The following is a 23,806-nucleotide window of genomic DNA, read 5'->3' on the forward strand; positions in this document are numbered from 1 at the left end:
CCGAGCTGCCCAGGCGGAAACCTCGACGCCGCGGGGCGCTCCAATCATTTCGGGGCCCCGGTTCCGGCTGGTTGGCCGCCACCCACTTGGGTCAGCGGTGCAGGTCGTCACGCAGGTGGTCCACGAAGGCCTGGAGTTCCAGGCGCGCCTGGGCGGCACTCAGGTCTTGCAGCAGCGCTCCGGCGAGGACCCGGCCGCTCAGGCACGCGCGTTCCAGCGCGTTCCACTGCTCGCCGGGAAGCTGCTTGCCCAGCTGCATCTTGAGGGAACGGCGCGTGCGTTCCCACTGCACCTCCGGGGGTGCGGCCAGCAGCTCGCGCCGTTCTTGTTCCGTGCGCTGCTGGGCCTCCTCCTCGGCGGCCCGGACGCGGGCCCGGCTCTCCTCGCAGCGCTGCCCGGTGTCGGCGACCCTGGCCGGCGCGTCGAGCACGTACTTGTCAGGATTCTGCAGCATGTCGTAGACCAGCCCGCCCGGCTTGCGGACGCTGCCAGGTTTCTCGCGCATGACGCGCTGCACGTAGCGAACCACTTCCTCCACGCGGTCGCCCTTTTCCTTGGCGAGCTTGTTCGCCGCCTGCGCCGCCACGCCGCTGTCGACGAGCAGACGAACCAGCGCGGGATCCGGGTCATCCAGGCTGGCGAAGACGTAGGTCAGGGCGGTGTTGACCCTCGCGCCGCTGACACGAACGTCCCGCAGGTAGCCCTGCGCGGCGAGTTCCTCGTGAGCCTCGTTCAGGGCGCGCTGCGTCTTGCTGGGCTTGCCGTCCGTGATGCCGCAGGCCAGACGCCAGTGTTCGAGGTCGACGCGCAGGGACGGCAACTGCTCCCCCGTATCGGCGTAGCGGTGAGCTTCCAGGAGGCGGTACAGCGCCCGCGCAGGAGGCTGCTCGATGCCCGTGAGGATCTTGTGCTCGAGGGCCTGAGTGAACCCGCTCCGGATGCTGTTGGCCAGCTGTGTGCCCAGTTGAATCATCAGGGACGCGTTTGGGACCAGCTCACGGTTCGGGTCAACGCTGTCACCGCTGCCGATGTCCCAGTAACTCAGGTCGGTGATGAGCCGCATGCGTTTGACATTCCGCAGCCTCCGTCCGTCCGGGAGATGCCAGCCGTCCGTCGCGGTCACGCTCGTGTACCACAGGCGGTCGAGGGACTCGCGCAGCCGATGGTAGCTCTTCCCGTTCGGGGACAGGAAGCTCGCGGCGCGCAACTCGTACGCCGTCGTGTGGAGCCGGTTGTCCTCGGGGCAGGACTGCGCGGCGAACAGGCTCTCAATGCCGATCAGGACGTTCGTGTCGATGCCCCGCGGGCGACCATGCGGGGCTTCCGCTGCCACGCCGAACGACCGGCCCGCGATCTCGAACGAGACGCTCCACAGCCGGCTGTTCTCATCATCCAGGCGGGTCTGGACACTCACGATTCCCAGGCGTGCGATGTTCCGCTCGTCCACGATCCGCGTGACTGGTTGCCTGTCTTTCTTCATGCCCCTCCCGCTGAGATGTTGTTTATTCAGGAGTAAAATACAGAAGAAACAACAACAGAGAGACCCAGGAAGTGTCCTCCTGAACGGGATATCCGTGGGGGATCGGCACAAAGGTGTCCCGGGTTTCGCCCTGATTCGCCCCCAAACGGCACAAAGGTATCCCTATTCTCCCCGGGGATCGGCACAAAGGTGTCGGCGAGGGGCATGCCAGGCCCTTCACCGCGCTGAGGACAGAGAAAGCACGTCCTGGCCGAAGCCGAGTCGTTTGGGGGCACAAAGGTGTCCCTAGTCGACACGTCGCCCCTTTGTGCCGCCGGACGGGATACCTTTGTGCCCTCGCGCGTTTGGTCTGGACGCTGTGTGGAAGGGCAAAAACCGATCTGCCACTGTAAAGACGGCCCAAAGGTGTCCCGGCGGCAGGCGAACTGGGGGGAGGGTGTGAAGGTACCCACTTGCCCTAAAACGGCACAAAGGTGTCCCTAGTCTGAGCGTGGTGGGACCGTGGAAGCGGTTTTATGCCGTCTGGGGCGCATCTTGGAGAGACCGCACGGCAAGCCCACAGGGCAAAGCGCTTTGCCCTGTGGATCGCAGGGCGCCCGCGACGCTGGTCACGGCGCGGTGCTGCTTGGAGGCGGGCGCGTGCGGGTCGGACGCGCCCGACCAAGTGGCGCGCTGGCGGGAGTGAGGAGAGCCTGGCCGATCCTGTCCCGGCCCGGTGACGGCGGTGCCCGGGCGGGTGGAGCTGACGCACCCACCTCATCCGGGGGCAGAAGGAAGTCCGCCGCCTCAAGCCGGGTGCACGGGCGTGAGCCAGCGCTGGCCGAGTTCGTTCAGGGCGGCGATGAGCTCCTCGAAATGCTGCGGTTTGAGGACGTACCCGTCGGCCCCCGCCGATCTCGCCCTCGTCCGGTCCCGCGCCTCGTCCGACGTGCTAAACACCACCACGGGCACGTGCTGGAGTGTGGCGTCCCCCTTGACGGCCGCCAGCACCTCGTGCCCGCTGACGCGCGGCATGTTCAGGTCCAGCAGCACCAGGTCCGGCAGCACGCCCGCGCCCCGCAGCAGGTCCAGCGCCTCCTGCCCGTCGCGGGCCACGCTCAGGTCGCACTGCACCTCACTCGCCTCCAGCGCGAGGCGCGCCAATTCCAAGTCGGCTCCATCGTCCTCCACGATCAGCAGGTGCTTGGCCATGCTGCTCCTTCCACGACACGGGCGCGTTGAGGCACATCTGTGGAGAGCTGAAGAAGGAAGCGGCTTCAGGAAGCGCGAAGCTCCTCCCCGCGTTCCCGCTTCCCGAGCTCCTCACGTCACAAGGAATTCCATGATGTCCAGTGCCACGAAGAGCGCCGCATACAGCAGGGCCGTGACCACTATGCACCGGCGAAGCCAGGGTCCCCGCGTCTTCACCCGAACCAACAGGTGGACGGCCGACACGCCAACCAGGGTGCCCGCGGCGAGCATCCCTTCCAACTGCTCCCCGGCCTGAGGCCCATGAAGGTCCCACAGCCGTGAGGGAGCCATCCCCGCCACCAGCGTCACGGAGAGTGCCCAATAGGTCAGCAGGATGGCGTCCATGACCCAGACCCAAACCAGCAGTCCTTGAACCAGCACACCGTCCAGGGTCTCCGAGAGGTTCAACATGCCGAGTTGCTCCTTGAGGGGGAAGCGAGCTTCCATTCCTGCCCCTCGGCCGCTCCCGGGATTCGCCGAGCCTCCCCCACCGATGGGATGCGGCGGCGGGGGCGGAGAGCAGGGCGGCTGAGCTGGCTTGACCTTGCCCTGCCGGGTGACGTGGGGGCACTGCGCACCCCAGTTTGCAACACCAGCCCCCACCGAACGGGGTGGGGACTGGTCGCCGGAGGAACCCCGACCAGGGGTGAGTCAGGAGGGCTCCGTGACCCGGACCTAGTCGCGGCGCGAGACCGTCAGGTAGGCGACCACCGCCAGGATCGAGCACAGGAAGATGGCGTTGAGGGCCGTGCTGCCCAGCCCCAGCCCGCCCACGTCCCGGCCCTGCGAGAGGTAGTCCCCGATGGACGCGCCCAGCGGCCGGGTCACGATGTAGGCGAGCCAGAAGGCCAGGATGCCGTTCAGCCTGGCATACACGTGGGCGAGCGCCACGGCGGCGATCACGCCCGCGAAGATCAGTGCCGAGGGCAGGTAGCCGAGCTGCAACTGTTCGGCCATCAGGTCGCCTGCCGCCGTGCCCAGCGCGAAGGTGAAGAGGATGGCCAGCCAGTAGTACGCTTCCCGCCTCGGAGTGAAGATGCTGTGGATCGAGAGGGTGCCCTCACGGCGGTACCACAGGGCGAAGGTCGCGATCAGGGCCACGCTGAAGACCCCGGTGCTGGTCCACAGGCTGACCCCGAAGTTGTCCGTGAGGTTGTCGGTGATCAGGGTACCCACCACGCTGATCAGCACGATGGCGAGCCAGTAGACACCGGGAACATAGCGTTTCGTGCGGAACTGGGCGACCAGGGCCAGCGCCAGCAGGACGCTCATCAGCAGGGTCGTGCCGGTGAGGCCCAGGTGCAGGTTGCGGTTCAGGTAATCCGCCGCGGTTTCGCCGACGGTCGTCGCCATGACCTTGACGATCCAGAAAAACGCCGTGACCTCGGGAACTTTGCTCCACAGGGTCCGGCCCGGGCTGAGGGGTGCGGTGGTCAGGGTCGAGTCCATGTCTGCCTCATGGGGGTCGGTGGGTGGGCGGGATCGTGTTCACGTACGGAAGGGGAAGGGGCGCCGGAGGGCGTGGTCCTCTGGGCGCCCCAGGGATTCAGAAGGTGAGGTTGGCCTTGTTGTCGTTCCACAGCTTGCGGCCGATGACCTCGATCTTCCGGGAGAAGTCGCCACTGTCCTTGAAGGGCCGGTTGGCGATGATGTCCTTGGCCGTGGTCGCGGACACGCCCTTGAGGCACTGGAGGTCTGCCTGGCTCGCTTTATTCAGGTTGACCTTGGCCTTAAGCACCTTGGCGCAGGAAGAACCCGTCATGGTCATGGCCGTCCCCCTGGCGGCCTGAGCGGTGGGTGCGGCGGCGTGGCCGGTCGCCTGGCTCTGGGCGCCAGCGAGACCCATCGAGGCGAGGGCAGCCAGCAGGGCGAAGCTCGTGGAACGGTTCATAGGGACCTCCGGGAGCGGTTCGGGTTTGTTCCTCGTGGGAACCGCTGGGGGGCACCTTAGGTCCGGGAAGTAAAGGGCTGGTATAGAGCGCCGGGCAGGGCGACCGAGGAGAGTCGGTCCCCGAAGCCTCGCCGGGGTGGCTGAGCTGGACGAACGGAAGGGGGCGGCGTATACGCCGTCTTTACCCGTGGGGCTCACCCTCCGGGCAGGTGGCCGCTCCTGGGAAGCAGGACCTGCGGCCGCCCAGGAGGACCCCATGAGACACGTCTTCATCCCCGCCGCCCTGATCCTGGCCGCCGTGGGGGCTGGGCAGGTCACCCTGCAGGCTCAGGGAATGGGAGGCGAAGGCGCCAACGTCATGCTCATCGACGGCACCGGACGTCCTGGAGCTGTGGACGTCTACGTGGACGGCGCGCTGGTGGAGCGTCAGATGCTCGCCGGGGACCGGCCAGGTCAGCTGCACCTGACGCCCGGCACGCATCAGGTCACGGTCAAGTCGAGCGACGCGGGAACCGTGCTGGCCTCGACCGCCGTCGACGTGCAGGCTGGCCGCCCCTACGCGCTGAGCTTCCAGAACGACTGGCGGGTGATAGACTACACGCTCAACGTGTCCAGTGGTGACCGCGCGGTCTGGCGGGCGATGAACACCAACTGAATGCGCCCGGACCGTCCACCTCGCCCGTCGCCACACCGGTCACGGGCATTTTCTCGGAAGAGCGGTCCTGGTTGGGTCTCACCTCGGGCGGAGGGAGGCCCGGACTGCTCCTGAACCCACCCGCGCGCCAGGCGGGCCGGGGGACGGCTCGCCGGCACAGCAGAACCCCCGCACGACGCCCCGGCTATACCCGGGCTTTACCCCGGGGCGCCAAGCTCCGGAACATGAAACCCGGTCAGCCCATCAATGTCGCCGCCGGTGTGCTGGGAACCCTCACGCTGCTTTCGGGGGCACGGGCCGCCGGGTGGACCGTCTCGCTCTCGGCGACGGACCCCGCCCTTGTCTGCGGTGCCCGGGTCACGCCGGACCTGCGCCTGGGCACGCCCCCGGCGGGGACGAGGAGCCTGGCGGTCATCTTCTGGGACGAGCGCCCGGGTGGCTTGAGCGGTCGCTGGAGCGTCTTCGACCTCCCGCTCGGCACGGCCCGGCTGGCCCCCGGGGCAGCGGCCCGGCCAGCACCGGGCGGCGGCCGGGTGGCCCGCAATGAGGCGGGGCAACTCGGCTACACCGCCCCGTGCGGCAAGGGCAAGCACGACCTGTACGTCGACCTGTACGCTCTCAACGTCCCCAGCCTGAACCTCCCCGCCGGGACCCCGCTGCAACAGGTCCACGCGGCGATCAAGAAGCACAAGCTGTTGGAGGCCAAGGCGCACGTCACGCGGGTGAACCCGTGAGGCTGACCCGCGCCGCCCTGTTCTTGGCCCTGGCGGCAGGGTCCGCACGGGCCACCGACATCTACGCCCATACCCACGCAGGCATGTTCAGCCCGGCAGTCCGGGGGGTTCCGGCCCGCGTCTACGTCCCCAACGGCAAGGACCACACCGTCAGCGAGATCGACCCCGCCACCTTCCGGGTGATGGGCACCTTCCCGGTCGACCGGGAGCCGCAGCATGTCGTGCCGTCGCACGACCTGAAGACGCTGTGGGTCGCCAGCGACGAGGGACGGCAGTCGCTGACGCCCATCAACCCCCGCACGGGTCTGCCGGGCAAACCCGTTCCGGTCGCCGACCCCTACAACCTGTACTTCACCCCCGACGGGCGCTACGCCCTGGTGGTGGCCGAGAACGAGGCGCGGCTGATCTTCCTGACGGCGGACAGCATGCGGCCCGCCTTCGAGATCGCGGTGCCCTGCCGGGGCGTGAACCACATGGACTTCAGCCCCGACGGGGAGCATCTGCTGGCCGCCTGCGAGTTCAGCGGGGACCTGGTCAAGGTGGACCTGCTGGCCCGCCGGGTGACCGGGGTGATGCACGCGGGCGGGATGCCGCAGGACGTGCGGATCGCCCCCGACGGCTCGGTGTACTACGTGGCGGACATGATGGCGAACGGGGTGCGGGTGATCGACGGCTCGGGCGACACCCCGCGCAAGGTGGGCTTCATCCCCACCGGCAAGGGGACCCACGGTTTGTACCCCAGCCGGGACGGCACGCGCCTGTTCATCTCCAACCGGGGGGAGGGCACCGTGTCCGTGCTGGACTTCGCCAGCCGCCACCTCATCGCCCGCTGGACCATCCCGGGGGGCGGCAGCCCCGACATGGGCAGCGTCTCGGCGGACGGCAAGCAACTGTGGCTCTCGGGGCGCTACAGCGACGTGGTGTACGTGTTCGACACCCGCACGGGGAAGGTCCTCCGGCAAATCCGGGTGGGGCGCGGCCCACATGGACTGACCTACTTCCCTCAGCCCGGGCGGTACTCGCTGGGCCACACGGGGAACTACCGCTGAACGGCGTGCACCTGCACCCACTGCCGGTTCCACCGGGGGGCACGGGGAGAGCTGAAGGATGACCTGAACCCTGCCGCCGCGGTATACCGGTCCTTTACCTTTGCCGGCTACCGTTCCCGGCATGACCTGTCCACTGCCGGCCACCCTCCCCCCTTCCTGCTCGGCGGTCCAGGCGTGAGTGCGCTGCTGAGCGCCGTGTTCCTGGGGGTGGTCGAGGGGCTGACTGAATTCCTGCCCATCTCCTCGACCGGCCACCTGATCGTCGCCGAGCGGCTCATCGGCTACCGCGACGCGGGGGAAACCTTTACCATCGTGATTCAGCTCGGGGCCATCCTGGCGGTGGTGTGGTTCTACCTGCGCGAGTTGCTGGACAAAGTCTCGATGCTGCTCCGGGGCAGTCCCCGCGCCCGCCGGTTCTGGCTCAACCTGGTGATCGCCTCGCTGCCCGCCGCGCTGGTGGGCCTGCTCTTCGAAAAGGCCATCAAGGCCGCGCTGTTCTCGCCCACCACTGTGGCGCTCAGCCTGATCGCGGGCGGCGTCATCCTGTGGGTGGTCGAGACGCGCCGTGCCCGGCCAGCCGAGGCGCCCGCGGCGGTGGACCCGCCGGTGACCCCGGAGCCCGACCTCTACGGCGTCACGCCCCGGCAGGCGCTGACCATCGGCCTGGCCCAGGCCGTGGCGGTCATCCCCGGCGTGTCGCGGAGTGGCGCGAGCATCGTGGGCGGGCTGCTGAGCGGCCTGGACCGGGTGACGGCGACCGCCTTCTCGTTCTTCATAGGCATCCCGGTGCTGGGCGCGGCGGGCCTGTACAGCCTGTACAAGGCCCGGCACTCGCTGGGGCAGATCGAGGGCGGCGCGCCGGCCCTGCTCGTCGGCACCGCCGTGTCGTTCGTGACGGCGCTGCTGGCGGTCTCTTGGCTGCTGCGGTACGTGTCCCGCCACGACTTCCGGGGCTTCGCCGTGTACCGCGTCGTCTTCGGGGCCGTCATCCTGGTCCTGGTGGTCGCGGGAGCGCTGCGGTAGGCACTGTGGGCGAGCTGGAGTGTCCTCGCGGCGCTGGCACGCCGTGTTCGGGAGATGGGCCACCTGTCCTGGCGGTTCAGCGCCCGGTGGAGGAGACCGCCACCGCCCGTGAAGAGTCCTGGGCCGGGTGCCTCCGCTTCAGGGCCAGGTGAAGGGTCACGCGCTGGCCTTCTGGGTTCGTGCAGCCACCCTTCCGCAGGGGTTCCACGTGCTGTCGCTCGGAACCTCGCCCAGGCGCCTCGAACCAGGCTGGCGCCGAGAGCCTCCTCGAGACCTGACCTCGGGTCAGACGGGTTCAAGCGGGAAAGGGAAAGCGTCCACGGCCATGACCCACGGTCCTGCTGATCCCTGGCAGCTCAACCGCCGACGGCCACGTGGGCAGGCTGTTCGGTCGCCGTGGTGCTCCCCGGCCAGGGCGACCGGGCCCTCAGCCAGGCCGCGTGTTCGGCGATCAGCAGTCCCCGCTCGTTGGCCCGCGGGTGGGGGTGAACACCACGGCGGCCCGTGAAGCCCAGGCTGTACAGGGCCGCCAGGATCTCCGGGCGGTGCGCGATGGGCACCCCTGCCCCTGCCCAGTGGTCTGCCGTGGCCCTCAGGCACGCGGCGACCAGCCGGGGGGCCGCGAGGGGGTCGAGCAGCCGCCGGAGCTGCGCCGGCAGGTCGGGCGGCACCTCCAGGTAGCCCAGCGCGCCGAGGCGGCGCAGGGTGCCCACCTTCATCTGGGCGCGGCCCAGGCTGAAGGTCTCGACGGGTCGGCCCGCCAGCCACCCGGCCAGCCGCCGGAGGGCCGCTGCCGGGCGCTCCGGCAGCGAGACGGTCAGGCGCAGCAGCCCGTGCTGGAGGTGATCGTACCCGTCGAGGCGCACCTGCTCGTCAGCCAGGACGGCGGCAATCAGGGCGGCATCGACGCCGTACCGGGCCGCCGCGTTCCGGATGGCCCGCTTGTCTGTCGGGGTGAACCGGACGTGACGCAGTCTGGCGGCGTGCGTACGGGGCCGTGCGGGTGGCTGTCCGCCTGGAAGGTCTCTCCGGGTGAGAAGTGACTCGGGCGTCAGGGTGACCATGCGGCCATGATCTGCCGGAGACGTAAAAGGGCCGTATAGGCCCCTGCGGTCGGGCAGGGGTCCGCCGGTGAAGCTGGCGAGACCACCCGGCAGCGGGGGCACGGCCGCCACCAGAGGCGGAACCGTCGCGCGCCACGCTCCTCGGGCGGCGGTCACCGGCGTTCCCACCGGGTCACCTCCTCATCCTGGAACCGCCACGCCCCGGAACACCCCGCACCCTTCTTGATCCGCGCGCCAGCGTTATACGCGGACTTTACCGTCTTATACGGCCTTTTTACCGGCCGCTCCTACGCTCCGGGCACGCAGAAGGAATCTGCGGACAAGGAGAACACCATGAATACGAACGCCAGACGGTTCCTGCTCACCCTCAGCGCCCTGACGGCCGTGGGCCTCTCCCTGGCTGGGCACGCCTTCGCCCAGGCGGAAGCTCCGGGGGCACCCTCCGCACCGCCGATTCAGGCGCAGGTCAACCCGTCCGCCCGGGACACCGATGCCCACGACCGGGCGATGTTCGGCAGCATTCAGCTTCACACCAGCCTGCCGGACTTCGAGGTGCCCGCCGCGCAGGAGCAGGCCCTGTACCGCTCGCTCGCGCGGATCACGCCCGCCCAGGCCGAGCAGGCAGCCCAGGCGGCCGTCCTCGGCCCGGCCACCAGCGTGACCCTCGGGGACCAGGACGGCAGCCTGGTGTACGCCGTGGTCATCGGGCAGACCGAGGTGACGGTGGACGCCGGGAACGGTCAAATCCTCCAGCAGGAGATCGCCGGGCTGGAACAGGGTGAGAGCGGCGGCAGTTGAGCCCGCCCGTACTGAGCGTTCCCAGCCCCGTCCCGGACTTCCCCAGCGCTCGCCGGGCACCCTGAAAAGGTGCCCGGCGTCTTCTCGCCGTCCGGTATACCGCGTCTTTACCTTCCTCGGGCACGCTGGGCGACATGAGCACCCTGCTGTCCCATCGCCACCGAATTCGTCCGGTGGCCCTGCTGCGCCTGTTTCTCGGCATCCTGCTGCCCCTGCTGGTCGTGGGGCTCGTGGCCGAGGACCTCCTCGAAGGGCAGAGCTTCGCCTGGGAGACCCCCTTCCTGCTGGCCCTGCACAGCCACGCCACCCCGCTGCTCAATCAGGTGGCGCTCTTCTTCACCACTGTCGGCGGCGTGACCGTGATCGCCCCCGTCAGCGCCGTGATCCTGGTCGTGCTGTGGCTCAGGGGGCACCGGCTGGCCGCCTTCTGGGGGCTGGGCGTGGCGGGCGCAGCGGGCCTGAACGTGGCGATGAAGCTGCTGATGCACCGCACCCGCCCGGAGTTGTGGCCCCGCCTGGTGCAGGAACACGACGCCAGCTTTCCCAGCGGGCACAGCATGTACAGCGCCGCCTTCGTCACGGCGCTGATCCTGCTCGCCTGGCGCACGCCCTACCGCTGGCCCGCGCTGGGGCTTGGGGTGGCCTTCAGCGGGCTGGTGGGCTTCTCGCGGCTGTACCTGGGCGTGCATTATCCCACCGACGTGCTGTGCGGCTGGCTGACCGGCGCCGCCTGGGTGCTGGGCGTGTACGGTGTGCTGCGGCCTTTCGCGCCGGGGCACGGGAAGGAGAGCGCGGCATGAGACTCCTGATCGTCGAGGACGACCCCCATATCGCCGAACTGCTGCAAGACGGCCTGACCGAGGAGGGCTACGAGTGCGACCGGGCCGCGAGCGCCGCCGAGGGCGGGGAGCTCGCCCGGCTGTTTCCCTACGGCCTGCTGATCCTGGACGTGATGCTGCCCGAGGGCATCGACGCGGGGTACCGGCTGGGACGCTCGCTGCGGGAGGGCGGCCTGAACACCCCCATCCTGTACCTCACCGCCCGGGGTACGGTGGAGGACCGGGTCGAGGGGCTGGAGGCGGGCGGGGACGACTACCTGGTCAAGCCGTTCGCCTTCAAGGAACTGCGGGCGCGGGTGCGGGCCCTGCTGCGGCGGGCGAGCGGGAACGCGCAGAACACGGTGACCCTGCCGGGGGGCTGGGTGATGGATCTGGGGGGCCGGGAACTCTACGCTACGGGCGTCCGTGCCGAGCTGACCCGCCGGGAGTTCGCGCTACTGGAACTGCTCGTCCTGAACCCGGGCCGGGCCTTTTCCCGCGACGAGATCATCGAGCGCCTGTGGGGGGGTGAAGGGGGGGCCGTGGAGCCCAAGGTGATCGACGTGTACGTCAGCACCATCCGCCGCAAGACCACCGACGTCCTGATCGACACCATCCGGGGCACCGGGTACCGGCTGGGCCGGGGTGAGGCGATGTGACCGGGGGGGGCGGCCGGCGGATGGGCTGGAGACCCCGGGACTGGAGCCTGCGGGTCAAGCTCACGCTGGGCTACGCGCTGGTCTTCGCGGTGACCATCCTGCTCGGGGCCGTGCTGGTGTACGCCCTGGCCCGGGACAGCCTAACGGGGTCGCTCGACACCACCTTGCGGGAGACCGCCAGCGTGGCGCAGGGCAGCATCGAGGACCAGAACGGGCGCTGGACCTTCTCCTCGGAGCTGAGACCGACCGGCGACCTGGCCATCGAACTGCTCTCGCCCACGGGGAGGACGCTGGCCCGCGCGGGCCAGGAGGAGCATGACCAGGCCATTCCCCTGCGCGTGGGCTTCGTGTCGACGGCAGAACACCGGGTGCTGACCCTACCCGTCGAGGGCGGGCTGTTCCTGCGGGTCTCGCGGCCCAGCAACACCCTGGTGGAGCTGCTGGAAACCCTGGCCCGCATCCTCAGCGCCGGCAGCGTGCTGATGGTCATGGTGGCCTGCGGGGCCGGGTACGTCCTGGCCGACCGGGCCCTGCGCCCGGTGGACGCGGTGGCCCGCACCGCCGAGGGCATCGCCCGGCGCGGCACCTACCAGGAGCGGGTGCCCGCCGCGCCCGGCCAGGACGAGATGGCCCGGCTGACTTCCACCGTGAACGCGATGCTCGACCAGCTCGAGGGCACCATCGAGCGCGAGAAGAGCTTCGCCCGCATCGCCGCCCACGAGCTGCGCACGCCGCTGACCGTGCTCAAGGGCCGCCTCGACCTCACCCTGGAGCGCCCGCGTGAGGCCGCCGACTACCAGCGTGCCCTGAGCGGGATGCAGGGCCGGGTGGACGCGCTGGTCACCCTCTCGGAGAGCCTGCTCGCCCTGGCCCGCACCGACGCCCCGGTGCGTCTGGAACGGGTGGAACTGGCGGGCAGCGCCGCGGCGGTGGTGGACGCGCTCGACGAGGTGGCGCGCCGGGCGGGGAGGCAGGTGCAGCTCGACCTCAACGAGAGCTGGGTGCAGGCCGAGGCGGAGGGGGTGGGACGCGCCCTCGCCAACCTGATCGAGAACGCGCTCAAGTACGGCACGGGTGGCGTCCTGGTGCGGGTCCGGGAACGTGAGGTCACGGTACGCAGCGTGGGTCCCGGGCCGGATCAGGCCCAGTGGACCCGGCTGCTGGAACCTTTCGAGCGCGGCGCTGGTACCCAGGGGACCGCCGGAAGCGGGTTGGGCCTGCCGCTGGTGGCGGCCCTCGCCCGGCGCTGGAACGCCGACCTTCTGCCCCGCTGGGAGGAAGGCGCCTTCGAGGTCAGCCTGCGTTTTCCTGCCTGACCCGCCCTCAACCCCGCCGCCCTCGACGCCCCATCCCAGGAGACCCCATGCTCAGGTATTCCCCTTGCCCCGCAGAGGCCCGGCCTTCAGAACACTCCACGTCCGGTCGAGGAAGGGCCCACCTCCTGACCCCACCGGGAAGCGTCCGGGCACGCGGCGTGGTTCCGCTCGCCGGGCCGGTCCTGCGGGTGGCCCGCCACTTGCTGTGGCTCTCCCCGGTCCTGCTGGGGACCGTGGTGGCCCAGCCCAGAACCCTGCCGCCCTTCTCACACGTGTTCGTGCTGGTGCTGGAGAACACCAGTGCCGGTGGAGTGCTGGGCAACCCCAACCTGCCGACGCTGAACGCGCTCGCGCGGGAGTACGGTCTTGCCACGAACTACACCGGGGTCGCCCACCCCAGCCTGCCCAACTACGTGGCCCTGCTGTTCGGCAGCACCTTCGGCAGCCGCAGCGACGACTCCGGCCAGCGTTTCCCCGGAGACAACCTCGCCCTGCAACTGGAGCGCGCGGGGAAGACCTGGAAGGGTTACTTCCAGGGACTGCCCGGCCCTGGCTGGGACGGTCCCTCCACCGGCGTGTACGCCAAGAAACACAACCCCCTGATGCTCGCGGCGGACATCGCCCGCGACCCAGTCCGCGCCCGCAAGGTGGTCCCCCTGGGGGAGCTGGACGCCGACCTGCGCGCCGGGACCGTTCCCACCTTCGCGCTGATCGTGCCGGACCTGTGTCACGACCTGCACGGGGCGCTGACCTGCTGGCGTGGTTCGCGGCTGGAGCGGGCAGGGGACGCCTTCGTGCGCGAGTGGGCCGGGAAGATCATGGCCTCGGGTGCCTGGAAGGACCACGCCGCCCTGGTGATCACCTTCGACGAGGGTGGCGGCGGGGACCGGGCGGGGGGCGGGGGCACCGTGGCGACCATCGTGGTGACGAGCGACGGCCCGCGCGGGGTGCGGTCGAACCGGCCCTACAACCACTCCAGCCTGCTGCGGACCCTGGAGGACGCCTGGGGGCTGCCCCCGCTGCGCGAGGCCGCGCGGGCGACGCCCATGACGGACCTGTTCACGCGCTGAGGTTCCTATACCGCGTTTATACCGGACGGGCCTACGGTCGGGGCATGAACAAGAACAAAGGTCTGGTGCGGCCCGCAACGACGTTCGCCCTTCTCGCCCTGGTCTCCGGCGCCCTCGCGCAGACGCAGGTGGCGCCCGAGACTCACCCGGTCGGCGACATCCCCGACTCACAGGCCTTCGTGCGTTACACGAACGCGCCGGGAGGCTACAGCCTGGAAATCCCGGAAGGCTGGGCCCGCCGCGAGCAGGGCGGCACGGTGAGCTTCACCTCCAAGTACGGCACCGTCGAGCTGACGGCCCGCAGGGCGGCAGGGACCCCGGGGGTCGCGGCGGTCCGGGCGGGTGACCTCGCCGCGCTGGCCCGGACGGACCCCAGCCTGAAGGTCACCCTGGTCAAGGCGGCGCCGTTGCCCGCCGGGAACGCCGTCCTGGCGCGCTTCATCTCCACCTCCGCCCCGAACGCGGTGACGGGACGGCGCGCGGTGCTGGACAACGACCTGTACGTGCTCACCAGAAACGGGCGCGAGGTCGTGCTGCGGATGAGTGCCCCCAGGGGGGCGGACAACGTGGACGCCTGGAACCGGGTCGCGCGTTCGTTCGTGTGGCGGTGAGGGCCATGTCCATCCTGGAGGCCGTGGACCTGTACCGCTTCTACCACGTGGCGGACGAGGAGGTGCGCGCCCTGCGCGGGGTCAGCCTGGACGTGGCGCCGGGAGAACTCGTCGTCCTGCTGGGCGCCTCCGGCAGCGGCAAGAGCACCCTGCTCTCTTGCCTGGCGGGCCTGGACGACCCGGACGGCGGCGCGGTGACGGTGGCGGGCGAGCGGCTGACCCGGCGGCCCGAGGCCCAGCGGGCGGGGGTGCGGGCCCGGCACCTGGGCGTGATGTTGCAGGGCGGGAACCTGCTCGCGCACCTGAACGTGCTCGACAACGTGACCCTGACCGGGCGGCTGCTCGGTCAGCCGGGCGGGGCCCGCGCGCTGGACCTGCTGGGGCAGCTCGGGTTGGACCACCGGCGGCACGCCTTCCCGGCGCAGCTCTCCGGAGGGGAAATCGCGCGCGCCTCGCTCGCGGCGGCGCTGGCCCACCGCCCCGCCGCGCTGCTGGCCGACGAGCCGACCGCCGAGGTGGACGCGCGGACCGAGGAGCGGGTCATCGGGGTGATCGAGGCGTTCGTGCGGGGGGAGGGGCGCGGCGGACGTTGCGCCGTGATCGCCACCCACAGCTCCCGGCTGGCCGCCCGGGCGACGCGCGTGTTGCGGCTGAAAGACGGGAGGTGGCAGGATGCCTGAACCCAGGATGGTGGACGTCTCACCGGGACGGCTGACCCCCGGGCCCGTTTCCTCAGGCGCGGCATCGCCCCGGCAGGTGGACGCGGCGACCACCCCGCTGGCCGAGGCGCGCGGGGTGGGCCGGACCTTCACCGTAGGCGGGCAGGAGGTCACCGCCCTGCGGGAGACGACGCTCCAGGTGCGCCCCGGCGACCGGATCGCGCTGCTGGGCCCCTCCGGCAGCGGCAAGAGCACCCTGCTGCACCTGCTCGGCGGGCTCGACACGCCGACCACGGGGACGGTGAGCTGGCCCGCGCTGGGTGAGGCGAACACGCTCCGGCCCGGCAAGGTCGCCTTCGTCTTCCAGGCCCAGAGCCTGATGCCGCCCCTGACCGCGCTGGAGAACGTGGCGCTCCCGCTGCTGCTGACGGGGGCCACGCCGAAAGCGGCCACCGGGGAAGCCCGGCGGGCCCTGGATACCCTGGAACTGCTGCCGCTCGCCGAACAGCTTCCCGAGGAACTCTCCGGCGGGCAGGCGCAGCGGGTGGCGGTCGCGCGGGCGCTCGTCACCCGGCCCCGGCTGATCCTGGCCGACGAGCCGACCGGGCAGCTCGATTCCGTCACCGCCGGGCACCTGATGGACGTGCTGCTCTCGGCCCTCGAACCCAGCTCGGCTCTGGTGATGGCGACCCACGACGAGGCCGTCGCCCGGCGCCTCGACACCCTCTGGCGCATGGAGGGCGGCGGGCTCCTGAGCCGGGCCACCAAGGAGGGACCCTCATGACCAGCCTGTGGTTGCGCGGTTTGATGGCACGCCGTCCCCTGCGTCTGTGGGGCAGCGCGCTGGGAGTCGGTCTGACCGTCGCCTTCCTGACCTTCCTGCTGTCGTTCATCGCGGCGGGCACGGCCAACATGACCCGCCGGGCCATCGGGTCGGTCCCGGTGGACTGGCAGGTGCTGCTGGGGCAGAACACCAGCCGCGCCCAGGCCGAGGCCGCCATCCGCGCCGCCACTCCGGTCCGGACCCTCGCGGCGGTCGGGTACGCGGACGTGCCCGGCTTCACGGCCAACACGGGCGGCACCGTCCAGACCACCGGGGCGGGCAAGGTGCTGGGGCTGCCGCCGGGCTACCGCGCCGCCTTCCCCGCCGAGCTGCGTCCCCTGATCGGGTCGCCGGACGGCGTGGTGCTGTCGCAGCAGACGGCGGCGAACCTGCACGCCGCCGTGGGGGACACGGTGAACATCGGACGCTACGGGGCCGCCCCGGTGGGGCTGCGGGTCGCCGGGGTCGTCGACCTTCCGCAGGCCGACTCGCTGTTCCAGGCGGTCGGGGCGCCGAAGGGCCTCGCCCCCCAGGCGCCGCCGGACAACGTGGTGCTGCTTCCCCGCGCCCAGTGGGACGCCCTGTTCGCCCCGCAGAAGCTGGCGCGGCCCGACACGGTACGCGAGCAGCTCCACGTGCGGCTGGGCACCCCGCTCCCCAGCAACCCGGGCCGGGCCTTCGCGCTGGCCGGGACGCTCGCCAACAACGTCGAGGCGCGGCTCTCGGGCGGGGCCGTGGTCGGCAACAACCTGGCGGCCAAGCTCGACGGGGCGCGGGAGGACGCCCTCTACGCCCAGGCGCTGTTCCTGTTCCTGGGGCTGCCGGGGGCCCTGCTCGCCGGGGCGCTGACCCTGAGCGTCGCGGGGGCGAGCGCCGGGCAGCGCCGGACCGAGGCGGCCCTGCTGCGCGTCCGGGGAGCGGGTGACCGCACCATCCTGCGGCTGGGAGCGGCGGAGGCGGGGCTGGTGGCGGGCGTCGGCACCGTGCTGGGCCTCCTGGCCTACGTGCTGCTCTCGCCCCTGGTCACGCCGGGCACGGCCGTGGGCGTCCCCCTGCTTGCGCTGCCGGTCCTGGCGGGGCTGCTCCTCTCGCTGCTGGCCGTCCTGCTGCCCACCCTGGGCGCGATCCGGTCGTCCACGGTCGCCGCCCAGCGGCAGGTCGTGGGCCGGGCCGGGACGCCGCTGTGGCAGCGCCTCTCCCTCGACCTGCTGCTGCTCGTCCTGGCCGGGGTGATGTTCTGGCGCAGCGCCGCCGGGGGCTACCAGCTCGTGCTCGCGCCGGAAGGCGTCCCCCAGGCGAGCATCCAGATCGAGGCCTTCGTCGCGCCGCTGGCCCTGTGGCTGGGCGGCACCCTGCTGGCGATGCGGCTGCTGGGCCTGCTGCTGCGGCGGGGCGCGCTGACCCGGCTGCTGCGGCCCCTGGCCGGGACCCTGGCGGGGACCGTCGCGGCCGCGCTGGGGCGGCAACGGCCCCTCCTGACGCGCGGGGCGGCGCTCGTCGCCCTCGCCACCGCCTTCGCGGTCTCCACCTCGATCTTCAACGCGACCTACAACGACCAGGCGCGGGTGGACGCCGTGCTCACCAACGGGGCGGACGTGACCGTCACGGGCACCGCGAACGGCCCCGCCGGGCCACGGCTGGCCACCCTGGGGGCCCTGCCGGGCGTGGTGGGCACCCAGCCGCTGATCCACCGCTTCGCCTACGTGGGCGCGGACCTCCAGGACATCTACGGCATCGACGCCGCGCACTTCACCCAGGTCAGCCGCCTGTCGAACACCTATTTCAAGGGGACGACGGCGCAGGGGGCGCTGGCGAAGCTCCGGGCCCGCCCGGACGCCCTGTTCGTCTCGCAGGAGACGGTCAACGACTACCAGCTCTCGCTCGGCGACCGGCTGAACCTGCGGCTGCTGAACGCCCGCACCCACGGGTACGGGATCGTCCCCTTCACCTTCGTCGGCGTGGTGCGCGAGTTCCCCACCGCCCCCAAGGACTCCTTCCTGGTCGCCAACGCGAGCTACCTCGCCAAGGCGACCGGCAACCCGGTGGCCGAGGTGGCGCTCCTCAAGGTGAGCGGGTCCCCGCAGGCGGTCGTGGACGCCGCGCGGCGGGCGACCCAGGACCTGCCCGGCGTGGCGGTCACCGACCTCGCCACGGTGCGCAGCCGGATCGCGTCGGGCCTCACGGCGGTCAACCTCGCGGGCCTGTCGCGCATCGAGCTGGCCTTCGCGGCCCTGCTGCTCGCGGGGGCGACCGGGCTGGTGCTGGCCCTGGGGCTGGCCGAGCGCCGCCGCACCTTCACCGTGCTGGGAGCCCTGGGCGCGACGCAGAAGCAACTCGGCGCCTTCCTGTCGGGTGAGGCGCTGGTCGTCGTGGGCCTCGGCGGGGTGCTCGGGGGCGTGATCGGCCTGGGGGTCGCGCAGACCCTCATCAAGCTGCTCCAGGGCGTCTTCGACCCGCCGCCCGAGGTGATGGTGCTGCCCTGGCCCTACCTGGTGGGCCTGCTGGCCGCCGCCGCCCTCAGCACCCTGGCCGCCCTGCGGCTGGCGCAGGCCGCCTCCAACCGGCGGGTGACCGAGGTGCTGCGGGCGGGCTGAGGGGCGGCTTCCCGGGGGGAGTGGCCTGAGCCGCTCCCCCTCTCGGTATACGCGTTCTTTACCTCGGCTCTCTAGGGTGGGGGCATGGTCGACCTTCCCCAGCTCCTGCTCAGCGTCTCCTACCTGGGCATCTTCGCCATCGTCTTCGCCGAGAGCGGGCTGCTGATCGGCTTTTTCCTGCCGGGCGACAGCCTGCTGATCACGGCGGGCATCCTCGCCCAGCAGGGCAGCCTGCACCTGGCGGGCGTGATGCTCGCGGTGGCCCTGGGCGCGGTCATCGGGGACAGCACCGGGTACTTCATCGGGCGCCGCTTCGGCCCGGCGGTGTTCAGCCGCCCGGACAGCCGCCTGTTTCGCCCCGAGTACGTGGAGCGCACCCAGGCGTTCTTCGAGCGCTACGGGGCCCTCTCGCTGATCCTGGCCCGCTTCGTGCCGGTGGTGCGCACGGTGGCGCCGACGCTCGCCGGGGTCGGCAAGATGCCCTACGCCCGGTTCCTGACCTACAACGTCGTGGGCGGGCTGCTGTGGGCGATCAGCGTGCCCCTGCTCGGCTTCTGGCTGGGCGGCCTGATCCCGCACCTCGACCGCTACATCCTGCTGGTGGTGGGCGTGGCCGTCGTCCTGAGCCTGATCCCGGTGGGGCTGGAGCTGCGCAAGCTGCGCGCGGGGCGGCGGTGAGCCCAAGTGGGGACGGTGTTGTGCGGGGTTCGGCGGCGGGAGACGCTCCCCGACGCTGACGCGACGCCCTCCCCGCATCGGGAGCGTGGTGGCCGGTGGGTAGGCCGAGGGAAGGGGGCGCCCCCGGCGTCGGGACCCCGCGCGGAGCAGGTGATCTCGTCGGGCCGAACCGAGCAGGGCTTCCCGCGTCACGGGTCCTGGACGGCGTTCTCGATCCGTGGCCGCCCGGGCCCGAACGCTGCGCGAGCCCAGGTCGAGGAGGTGCCGTCCCAGGGGGCGAACATCGGCATTCGCCGTCCTCCTCACCCCGTTGAGAGACCTTTCCCCCGAGTCACGCGGGGAGGCTGGCGGAGTCCCTCCTCCCCGCGCCACAGGTCTTCACAGGGCGAGCAGGAGGACACGAAAAGAGCTGTGTAAGAGTCCTCCTCCTACGTTGGGCGTGAAGAGTTCCCTGCCTTTCGACAGACACGGAACCCGAAAGGACACCGCAGATGCCCATGACCCGCACATCACGCCTCCCGGGGACCGTCCTCCTGGCCCTGGCGCTCGCCGCCTGCGGGCAGCAACCTGCCAGCGAGGCCGCGACGCCCGTTCCCGATCCGGCCCCCGTGACGACGGCCACGCCCATCGCCGTACCGACGGCGCGGGCGCCCTACGCCCTGATGGTCAGCGCGGACAAGTCGGACAGCGTCCAGGGCCTTGAGCGCGAGTTCGGGGGCAGGGTGGTCGCGTTCAGCGCGCAGGCAGGCTACGCCCTGCTCGCCGTCGATTCCGCGCAACTCCCCGTTGTCACTCAGGGTGCCGGGGGGAAGGCGCGGTCGCGGCGCGTCGTCGAACCCAACCAGGCCGCCTTCGATGGTGGGGGCGTGACCGCCATGCAGGGGCGGCGCACCCTGTGGGCGGGGGGCGAGTTCCGGGCCTGGACGGGTGGGCGGCGCACCCTGTGGGCCGGGGGCAGCTACGCGCCGGTGCCCGAGAACAGCGTGACCTGGGGACAGGTCCGGCTCCAGCAGGCGCAGCGGCTCGCCCCGCATCTCGGCGCGGGCGTCAAGGTCGCGGTCATCGACACGGGCCTCGACCTCACCCATCCCGCCTTCGAGGGGGCGCTCGCGCCGCAGGGCGAGTGGTGGGACTTCTACGGCAACGACGCGCTGCCGCAGGACGAGGGGGCCCTCGGCATCGGCGGGTACGGGCACGGCACGAGCGTGGCGGGCATCGTGCTGCAGGTGGCGCCGAACGCGACCATCCTGCCGTTGCGCGTCCTCGGCCCGGACGGCTCCGGCGACATCCTCGGCGTGGCCAAGGCCATCGACTGGGCCGTCAAGCACGGCGCGCGCGTGATCAACCTCAGCCTGGGCAGCGACGAGCGCTCTCAGATCGTGCAGGACGCCATCGAGCGAGCGACCAGGAGCGGCGTGTTCGTGGTCGCGTCCGCCGGGAACGAGAACACGGATCCCATCACCTATCCCGCGCGCGACGCGGCCGGCAAGGGCAACGAGCGCGAGCTCAGCGTCGGCAGCGTCGACGCGCGCGACGTCAAGTCCAGCTTCTCGAACTACGGCAGCGCCCTGGAGGTGGTCGCGCCCGGCGAGGACGTGTTCGGCCCCGCGCCGCGCGACGCGAACGGCGTGCCGCAGCTCGCGGCGTGGAGCGGCACGTCGATGGCGGCCCCCATGGCGGCGGGCGGGCTCGCGCTGGCCCTCGGGGAGTCGGACAAGAAGGTGCGTGGGGATCTCGCGCAAAAGATGAGTGCGCGCGCCCACAACGTGTACGGCCTGCCCGGCAACCGCGCGTACAGGACCAAACTCGGCGTGCAGGGTCGGCTCGACCTCGAGGCTTTTTTGCGCGACGTGTTGGGGCTGGGCGACGAGAATGACGACCATAACGAGTGAGACGAGGGCCCTGGCGGTCGGGACGGCAGGCGGGTGAGATGGACGGCGGTGTGCGCGGGGACCGGCGGGCGACGCGGCTTGAATTGAGCGGCGCAGCGGGAGGGGACGCCCAGACGGGCGTGGACGCGCTCGTCGGGGCCGCCGAACAGTTGGTCGGCGCGGACGCGCCTCGCGCGGCCGAAGTGGCGCGCGAGGCACGGTCGGCCGCGCGAGGCGCGGTGTACCCGGCGGGAGAGGTGCGCGCCCTGCTCGTCCTGGGTGCCGCGCTGGCGGAACGCGGGATGCGCGATGAAGCCCGTGACGCGTTCGGGCGCGCCCGGAACGTCGCCAGGCGGGCAGGCGACCTGCCGGGCGTCATGGAGGCGCTGGGCGCGGACGGCAAGCTGATGCTGGATTATGGGGACATCGCCGCCGCCGAGGCGCAGTTTCTCGAAGCGCTCGGCCTCGCCCGCGCGCACGGGCACCTGGCCGTGCAGGCGCGGATGCTCAACCGGCTGTCGGGCGCGCGGCACACCCGCGGCGCGTATGCCGAGGCCCTCGCGGCCCTCGAGGAGGCGCTGGCCGCGCACCGCGCGCTGGGGGACCACGCCGGAGAGTCGAGCTGCCTGTGCAACATCGGGAACCTGTACGTCAGCCTGGGCCGCTACCCGGAGGCGCTGGGGGCCCTCACCGAGGCGCACGCCCTGCTGCGCGGCCGGGGGGACGACGCCCGGACCCTCAACCGCACGGTCCTCAACCTGGGCACGCTCTACCTCGACATGGGCGATGTGGACAGGGCGGTCGAGCACTTCGGGCAGGCCCTCGCCCTGGCGAGGAGCGGCGGCGACACGCTCGTCGAGGTCGTGGCCCTGCTCAACATCGGCGCGGCGCGGCAGGAGGCGGGCCAGGACGACGAGGCGCGCGCCCAGCTGCTGGGCGCGCGGGAACGCGCGCGCGCCATCGGGTACGCGCCCGGGGAGGTGTCCGCCCTCGACGGGCTGGGTCGCCTGCACGAGCGCGCGGGAGAGCTCGGGGAGGCCGTCGCGTCTCACGCGCGGGCCCTGGAGCTGGCCCGCCGGGGCGAGGACGTGGAGGGGCAACTCGACGCCCTGCACCACCTCGGCCGCCTCGCCGCGCGCCGGGACGAGCTGCCGCTGGCCCTCGCGCGCCTGGGCGAGGCGCTGAGGCTGGCCCGCGAGGTGAAGCGCAAGAAGAGCGAGTGCGAGGTGCTGCTCGCGCTCGCGGACGTCCTCGAACGTCAGGGCGACGCGGCGCAGGCCCTCGCCCTCTACCGGGAGCACCACCGCGTCGAGCGTGAACTCTTCACGGAGGAGGGCGACCGCAAGACGCGCGAGCTGACCGCCCGCTTCGACATCGAGCGCGCCCGCCAGGAGGCGGAGGCGCAGCGCGAGCGCACCGAGATCGAGCGGCGCGCCCGCGAGGGGGCCGAGCGCACCGTGCTCGAACGCACCGCCGCCCTCGAGCGCGCGCAGCTCGAGGTGGCCGCGCGGCTGGCGACCGCCGCCGAGTACCGCGACGACGCGACCGGCGAACACACTTGGCGCGTGGGGCACGGCACCGCGCGCCTGGCCGCGCACCTCGGGCTGCCCGCCGCGCAGGTGGAACTGGCGCGGGTCGCCGCGCGCCTGCACGACGTCGGCAAGATCGGGATCCCGGACGCGATCTTGCTCAAGGCGGGGCCGCTCACGCCGGGGGAGTACGACGAGATGCGCGCGCACGCCGCGCTGGGCGCGCGCCTGCTCGCGAGCGGCGAGTCGGCGCTGCTGCAGATGGCCGAGGACATCGCGTGGTCGCACCACGAGCGCTGGGACGGGCGCGGGTACCCGCGCGGCCTCGCGGGCGAGGCCATTCCGCTGATGGGGCGCATCGTGGCGGTCGCGGACGTGTTCGATGCCCTCACGCACGCGCGGCCCTACAAGGCGGCGTGGACCCGGGAGCAGGCGCTCGCGGAACTCCACCGCGGCCGCGACACACAGTTCGACCCCCGGGTGGTGGACGCCGCCCTGTGCGTGTTCGGGGCGGCGACGTACGAGGAGGACATGCGGCGTGAGCTGCGCGCGCAGCGGGAGGCGGGCGCACAGTTCCACCTCCCGGCGCTCCAAGGCCCGGGGCAGGACGTGGCGGCGCTGCGCGCGCACTACGAGCACCTGCTGGCGGAACAGACGCGCGACCTCGAGCGGGCGCGGCGGGAGGCCGAATCGACGGCGCGGCGCCTCGAACTCGCCGCCCGCACGGACGTGCTCACGAACCTTCCCAACCGCCGGGCCTTTGAGGAGGACCTGGAGCGCGCGCTCCGGGAGGCGGCCCACGGTGACAGTGTTCTGGTGCTGTCCATGGACCTCGACGGCCTCAAGGCCGTGAACGACCACCAGGGCCACGAGCGCGGCGACGACCTGCTGCGCGCCTTCGCGCGGACCCTGCAGGCGGCGCTTGGGGACCGCGGCGAGGTGTACCGCATCGGGGGCGACGAGTACGCGGCGATCCTGTCAGGCGCGGCGGACACGGGCGTGGCGATCCTGGAGGACATCGAAGCGGTGGCGGCCCGCGTGCGCGAGCAGGGTTTTCCAACGTCGGGTGTCAGCGCGGGCATCGCCGCTTTTCCGCGCGAAGCGGTGACGGCGGGCGAGCTGCTGCGCCTCAGCGACCAGCGCATGTACCGCGCCAAGGGAGGTCGCCGGGGGCAGCCCAACCTCCGGGCCCCGGCGTCGGCCCCTGAGCTGACATAGGGCATAGGGCCGCCTCACTCGGCCCGGCGCCAGGGG

General features: G+C 71.7%; 22 protein-coding genes. 16 read left to right on the plus strand and 6 right to left on the minus strand.

Annotation, left to right across the window (positions count from 1 at the left end):
* Positions 1-91: 91 nt before the first annotated feature.
* The 5 genes from A7B18_RS06705 to A7B18_RS21885 form a co-directional block, all read right to left on the minus strand.
* On the minus strand, positions 92-1,480 hold the full coding sequence (locus tag A7B18_RS06705; RefSeq protein WP_102125927.1) for a replication initiator protein A: 1,389 nt from the start codon (positions 1,478-1,480) through the stop codon (positions 92-94).
* Positions 1,481-2,266: 786 nt separating this feature from the next.
* Positions 2,267-2,671: a response regulator gene (locus tag A7B18_RS06710; RefSeq protein WP_102125928.1), complete on the minus strand. Its 405-nt coding sequence runs from the start codon at positions 2,669-2,671 to the stop codon at positions 2,267-2,269.
* A 111-nt stretch (positions 2,672-2,782) separates the two neighbouring features.
* Positions 2,783-3,157, minus strand: coding sequence for a hypothetical protein (locus tag A7B18_RS06715; RefSeq protein WP_102125929.1), 375 nt, complete (start codon positions 3,155-3,157; stop codon positions 2,783-2,785).
* Positions 3,158-3,385: 228 nt separating this feature from the next.
* Positions 3,386-4,159, minus strand: coding sequence for a COG4705 family protein (locus tag A7B18_RS06720; RefSeq protein WP_102125930.1), 774 nt, complete (start codon positions 4,157-4,159; stop codon positions 3,386-3,388).
* A gap of 97 nt (positions 4,160-4,256) precedes the next feature.
* Entirely contained in the window at positions 4,257-4,601 is a 345-nt protein-coding gene (locus A7B18_RS21885) for a ComEA family DNA-binding protein (protein ID WP_164973324.1), read from the minus strand.
* Positions 4,602-4,857: 256 nt separating this feature from the next.
* Here A7B18_RS21885 and A7B18_RS06730 point away from each other — a divergent pair, with 256 nt between their 5' ends.
* The 4 genes from A7B18_RS06730 (at position 4,858) to A7B18_RS06745 (ending at position 8,062) form a co-directional block, all read left to right on the plus strand.
* Positions 4,858-5,256, plus strand: a complete 399-nt coding sequence (locus A7B18_RS06730; RefSeq protein ID WP_103128055.1) for a DUF4397 domain-containing protein — start codon at positions 4,858-4,860, stop codon at positions 5,254-5,256.
* Positions 5,257-5,480: 224 nt separating this feature from the next.
* A complete protein-coding gene (locus tag A7B18_RS06735; RefSeq protein WP_102125933.1) occupies positions 5,481-5,990 on the plus strand; it encodes a hypothetical protein in 510 nt (169 codons plus the stop codon).
* Positions 5,987-7,039: a YncE family protein gene (locus A7B18_RS06740; RefSeq protein ID WP_102125934.1), complete on the plus strand. Its 1,053-nt coding sequence runs from the start codon at positions 5,987-5,989 to the stop codon at positions 7,037-7,039. Before A7B18_RS06735 ends, A7B18_RS06740 begins: the two co-directional genes overlap by 4 nt.
* Positions 7,040-7,213: 174 nt before the next feature.
* Positions 7,214-8,062 carry an undecaprenyl-diphosphate phosphatase gene (locus A7B18_RS06745; protein WP_102125935.1) on the plus strand — a complete coding sequence of 283 codons (849 nt, stop codon included), beginning with the start codon at positions 7,214-7,216 and terminating at the stop codon, positions 8,060-8,062.
* 356 nt (positions 8,063-8,418) lie between these two features.
* Here the strand turns inward: A7B18_RS06745 and A7B18_RS06750 are convergent, their stop codons facing one another.
* Positions 8,419-9,126, minus strand: a complete 708-nt coding sequence (locus A7B18_RS06750; RefSeq protein ID WP_102125936.1) for a hypothetical protein — start codon at positions 9,124-9,126, stop codon at positions 8,419-8,421.
* A 333-nt stretch (positions 9,127-9,459) separates the two neighbouring features.
* Between A7B18_RS06750 and A7B18_RS06755 the strand changes: the two genes are divergently transcribed.
* The 12 genes from A7B18_RS06755 to A7B18_RS06810 all read left to right on the plus strand — a co-directional run bounded on the left by A7B18_RS06755 (position 9,460) and on the right by A7B18_RS06810 (position 23,770).
* Entirely contained in the window at positions 9,460-9,924 is a 465-nt protein-coding gene (locus tag A7B18_RS06755) for a PepSY domain-containing protein (RefSeq protein WP_102125937.1), read from the plus strand.
* A 134-nt stretch (positions 9,925-10,058) separates the two neighbouring features.
* Positions 10,059-10,724, plus strand: coding sequence for a phosphatase PAP2 family protein (locus A7B18_RS06760; RefSeq protein WP_235610236.1), 666 nt, complete (start codon positions 10,059-10,061; stop codon positions 10,722-10,724).
* Positions 10,721-11,401: a response regulator transcription factor gene (locus A7B18_RS06765; RefSeq protein WP_102125938.1), complete on the plus strand. Its 681-nt coding sequence runs from the start codon at positions 10,721-10,723 to the stop codon at positions 11,399-11,401. Before A7B18_RS06760 ends, A7B18_RS06765 begins: the two co-directional genes overlap by 4 nt.
* A gap of 20 nt (positions 11,402-11,421) precedes the next feature.
* Entirely contained in the window at positions 11,422-12,717 is a 1,296-nt protein-coding gene (locus A7B18_RS06770) for a sensor histidine kinase (RefSeq protein ID WP_102126018.1), read from the plus strand.
* A gap of 158 nt (positions 12,718-12,875) precedes the next feature.
* Positions 12,876-13,787, plus strand: coding sequence for an alkaline phosphatase family protein (locus A7B18_RS06775; RefSeq protein ID WP_164973323.1), 912 nt, complete (start codon positions 12,876-12,878; stop codon positions 13,785-13,787).
* A 44-nt stretch (positions 13,788-13,831) separates the two neighbouring features.
* Positions 13,832-14,398, plus strand: coding sequence for a hypothetical protein (locus A7B18_RS06780; RefSeq protein ID WP_102125940.1), 567 nt, complete (start codon positions 13,832-13,834; stop codon positions 14,396-14,398).
* Between the two features lie 5 nt (positions 14,399-14,403).
* Positions 14,404-15,078, plus strand: coding sequence for an ABC transporter ATP-binding protein (locus A7B18_RS06785; RefSeq protein WP_102125941.1), 675 nt, complete (start codon positions 14,404-14,406; stop codon positions 15,076-15,078).
* Positions 15,071-15,841: an ABC transporter ATP-binding protein gene (locus tag A7B18_RS06790; protein WP_235610235.1), complete on the plus strand. Its 771-nt coding sequence runs from the start codon at positions 15,071-15,073 to the stop codon at positions 15,839-15,841. The genes A7B18_RS06785 and A7B18_RS06790 overlap by 8 nt, the downstream gene beginning before the upstream one ends.
* Positions 15,838-18,474: an FtsX-like permease family protein gene (locus tag A7B18_RS06795; RefSeq protein ID WP_102125943.1), complete on the plus strand. Its 2,637-nt coding sequence runs from the start codon at positions 15,838-15,840 to the stop codon at positions 18,472-18,474. The genes A7B18_RS06790 and A7B18_RS06795 overlap by 4 nt, the downstream gene beginning before the upstream one ends.
* 84 nt (positions 18,475-18,558) lie before the next feature.
* Positions 18,559-19,152: a DedA family protein gene (locus tag A7B18_RS06800; RefSeq protein ID WP_102125944.1), complete on the plus strand. Its 594-nt coding sequence runs from the start codon at positions 18,559-18,561 to the stop codon at positions 19,150-19,152.
* A gap of 497 nt (positions 19,153-19,649) precedes the next feature.
* Positions 19,650-21,044: a S8 family serine peptidase gene (locus A7B18_RS06805; protein ID WP_241687042.1), complete on the plus strand. Its 1,395-nt coding sequence runs from the start codon at positions 19,650-19,652 to the stop codon at positions 21,042-21,044.
* Between the two features lie 38 nt (positions 21,045-21,082).
* Positions 21,083-23,770: a tetratricopeptide repeat protein gene (locus A7B18_RS06810; RefSeq protein ID WP_102125946.1), complete on the plus strand. Its 2,688-nt coding sequence runs from the start codon at positions 21,083-21,085 to the stop codon at positions 23,768-23,770.
* The last annotated feature ends 36 nt before the right edge of the window (positions 23,771-23,806 follow it).

Source organism: Deinococcus planocerae, assembly GCF_002869765.1.
GTDB lineage: Bacteria > Deinococcota > Deinococci > Deinococcales > Deinococcaceae > Deinococcus > Deinococcus planocerae.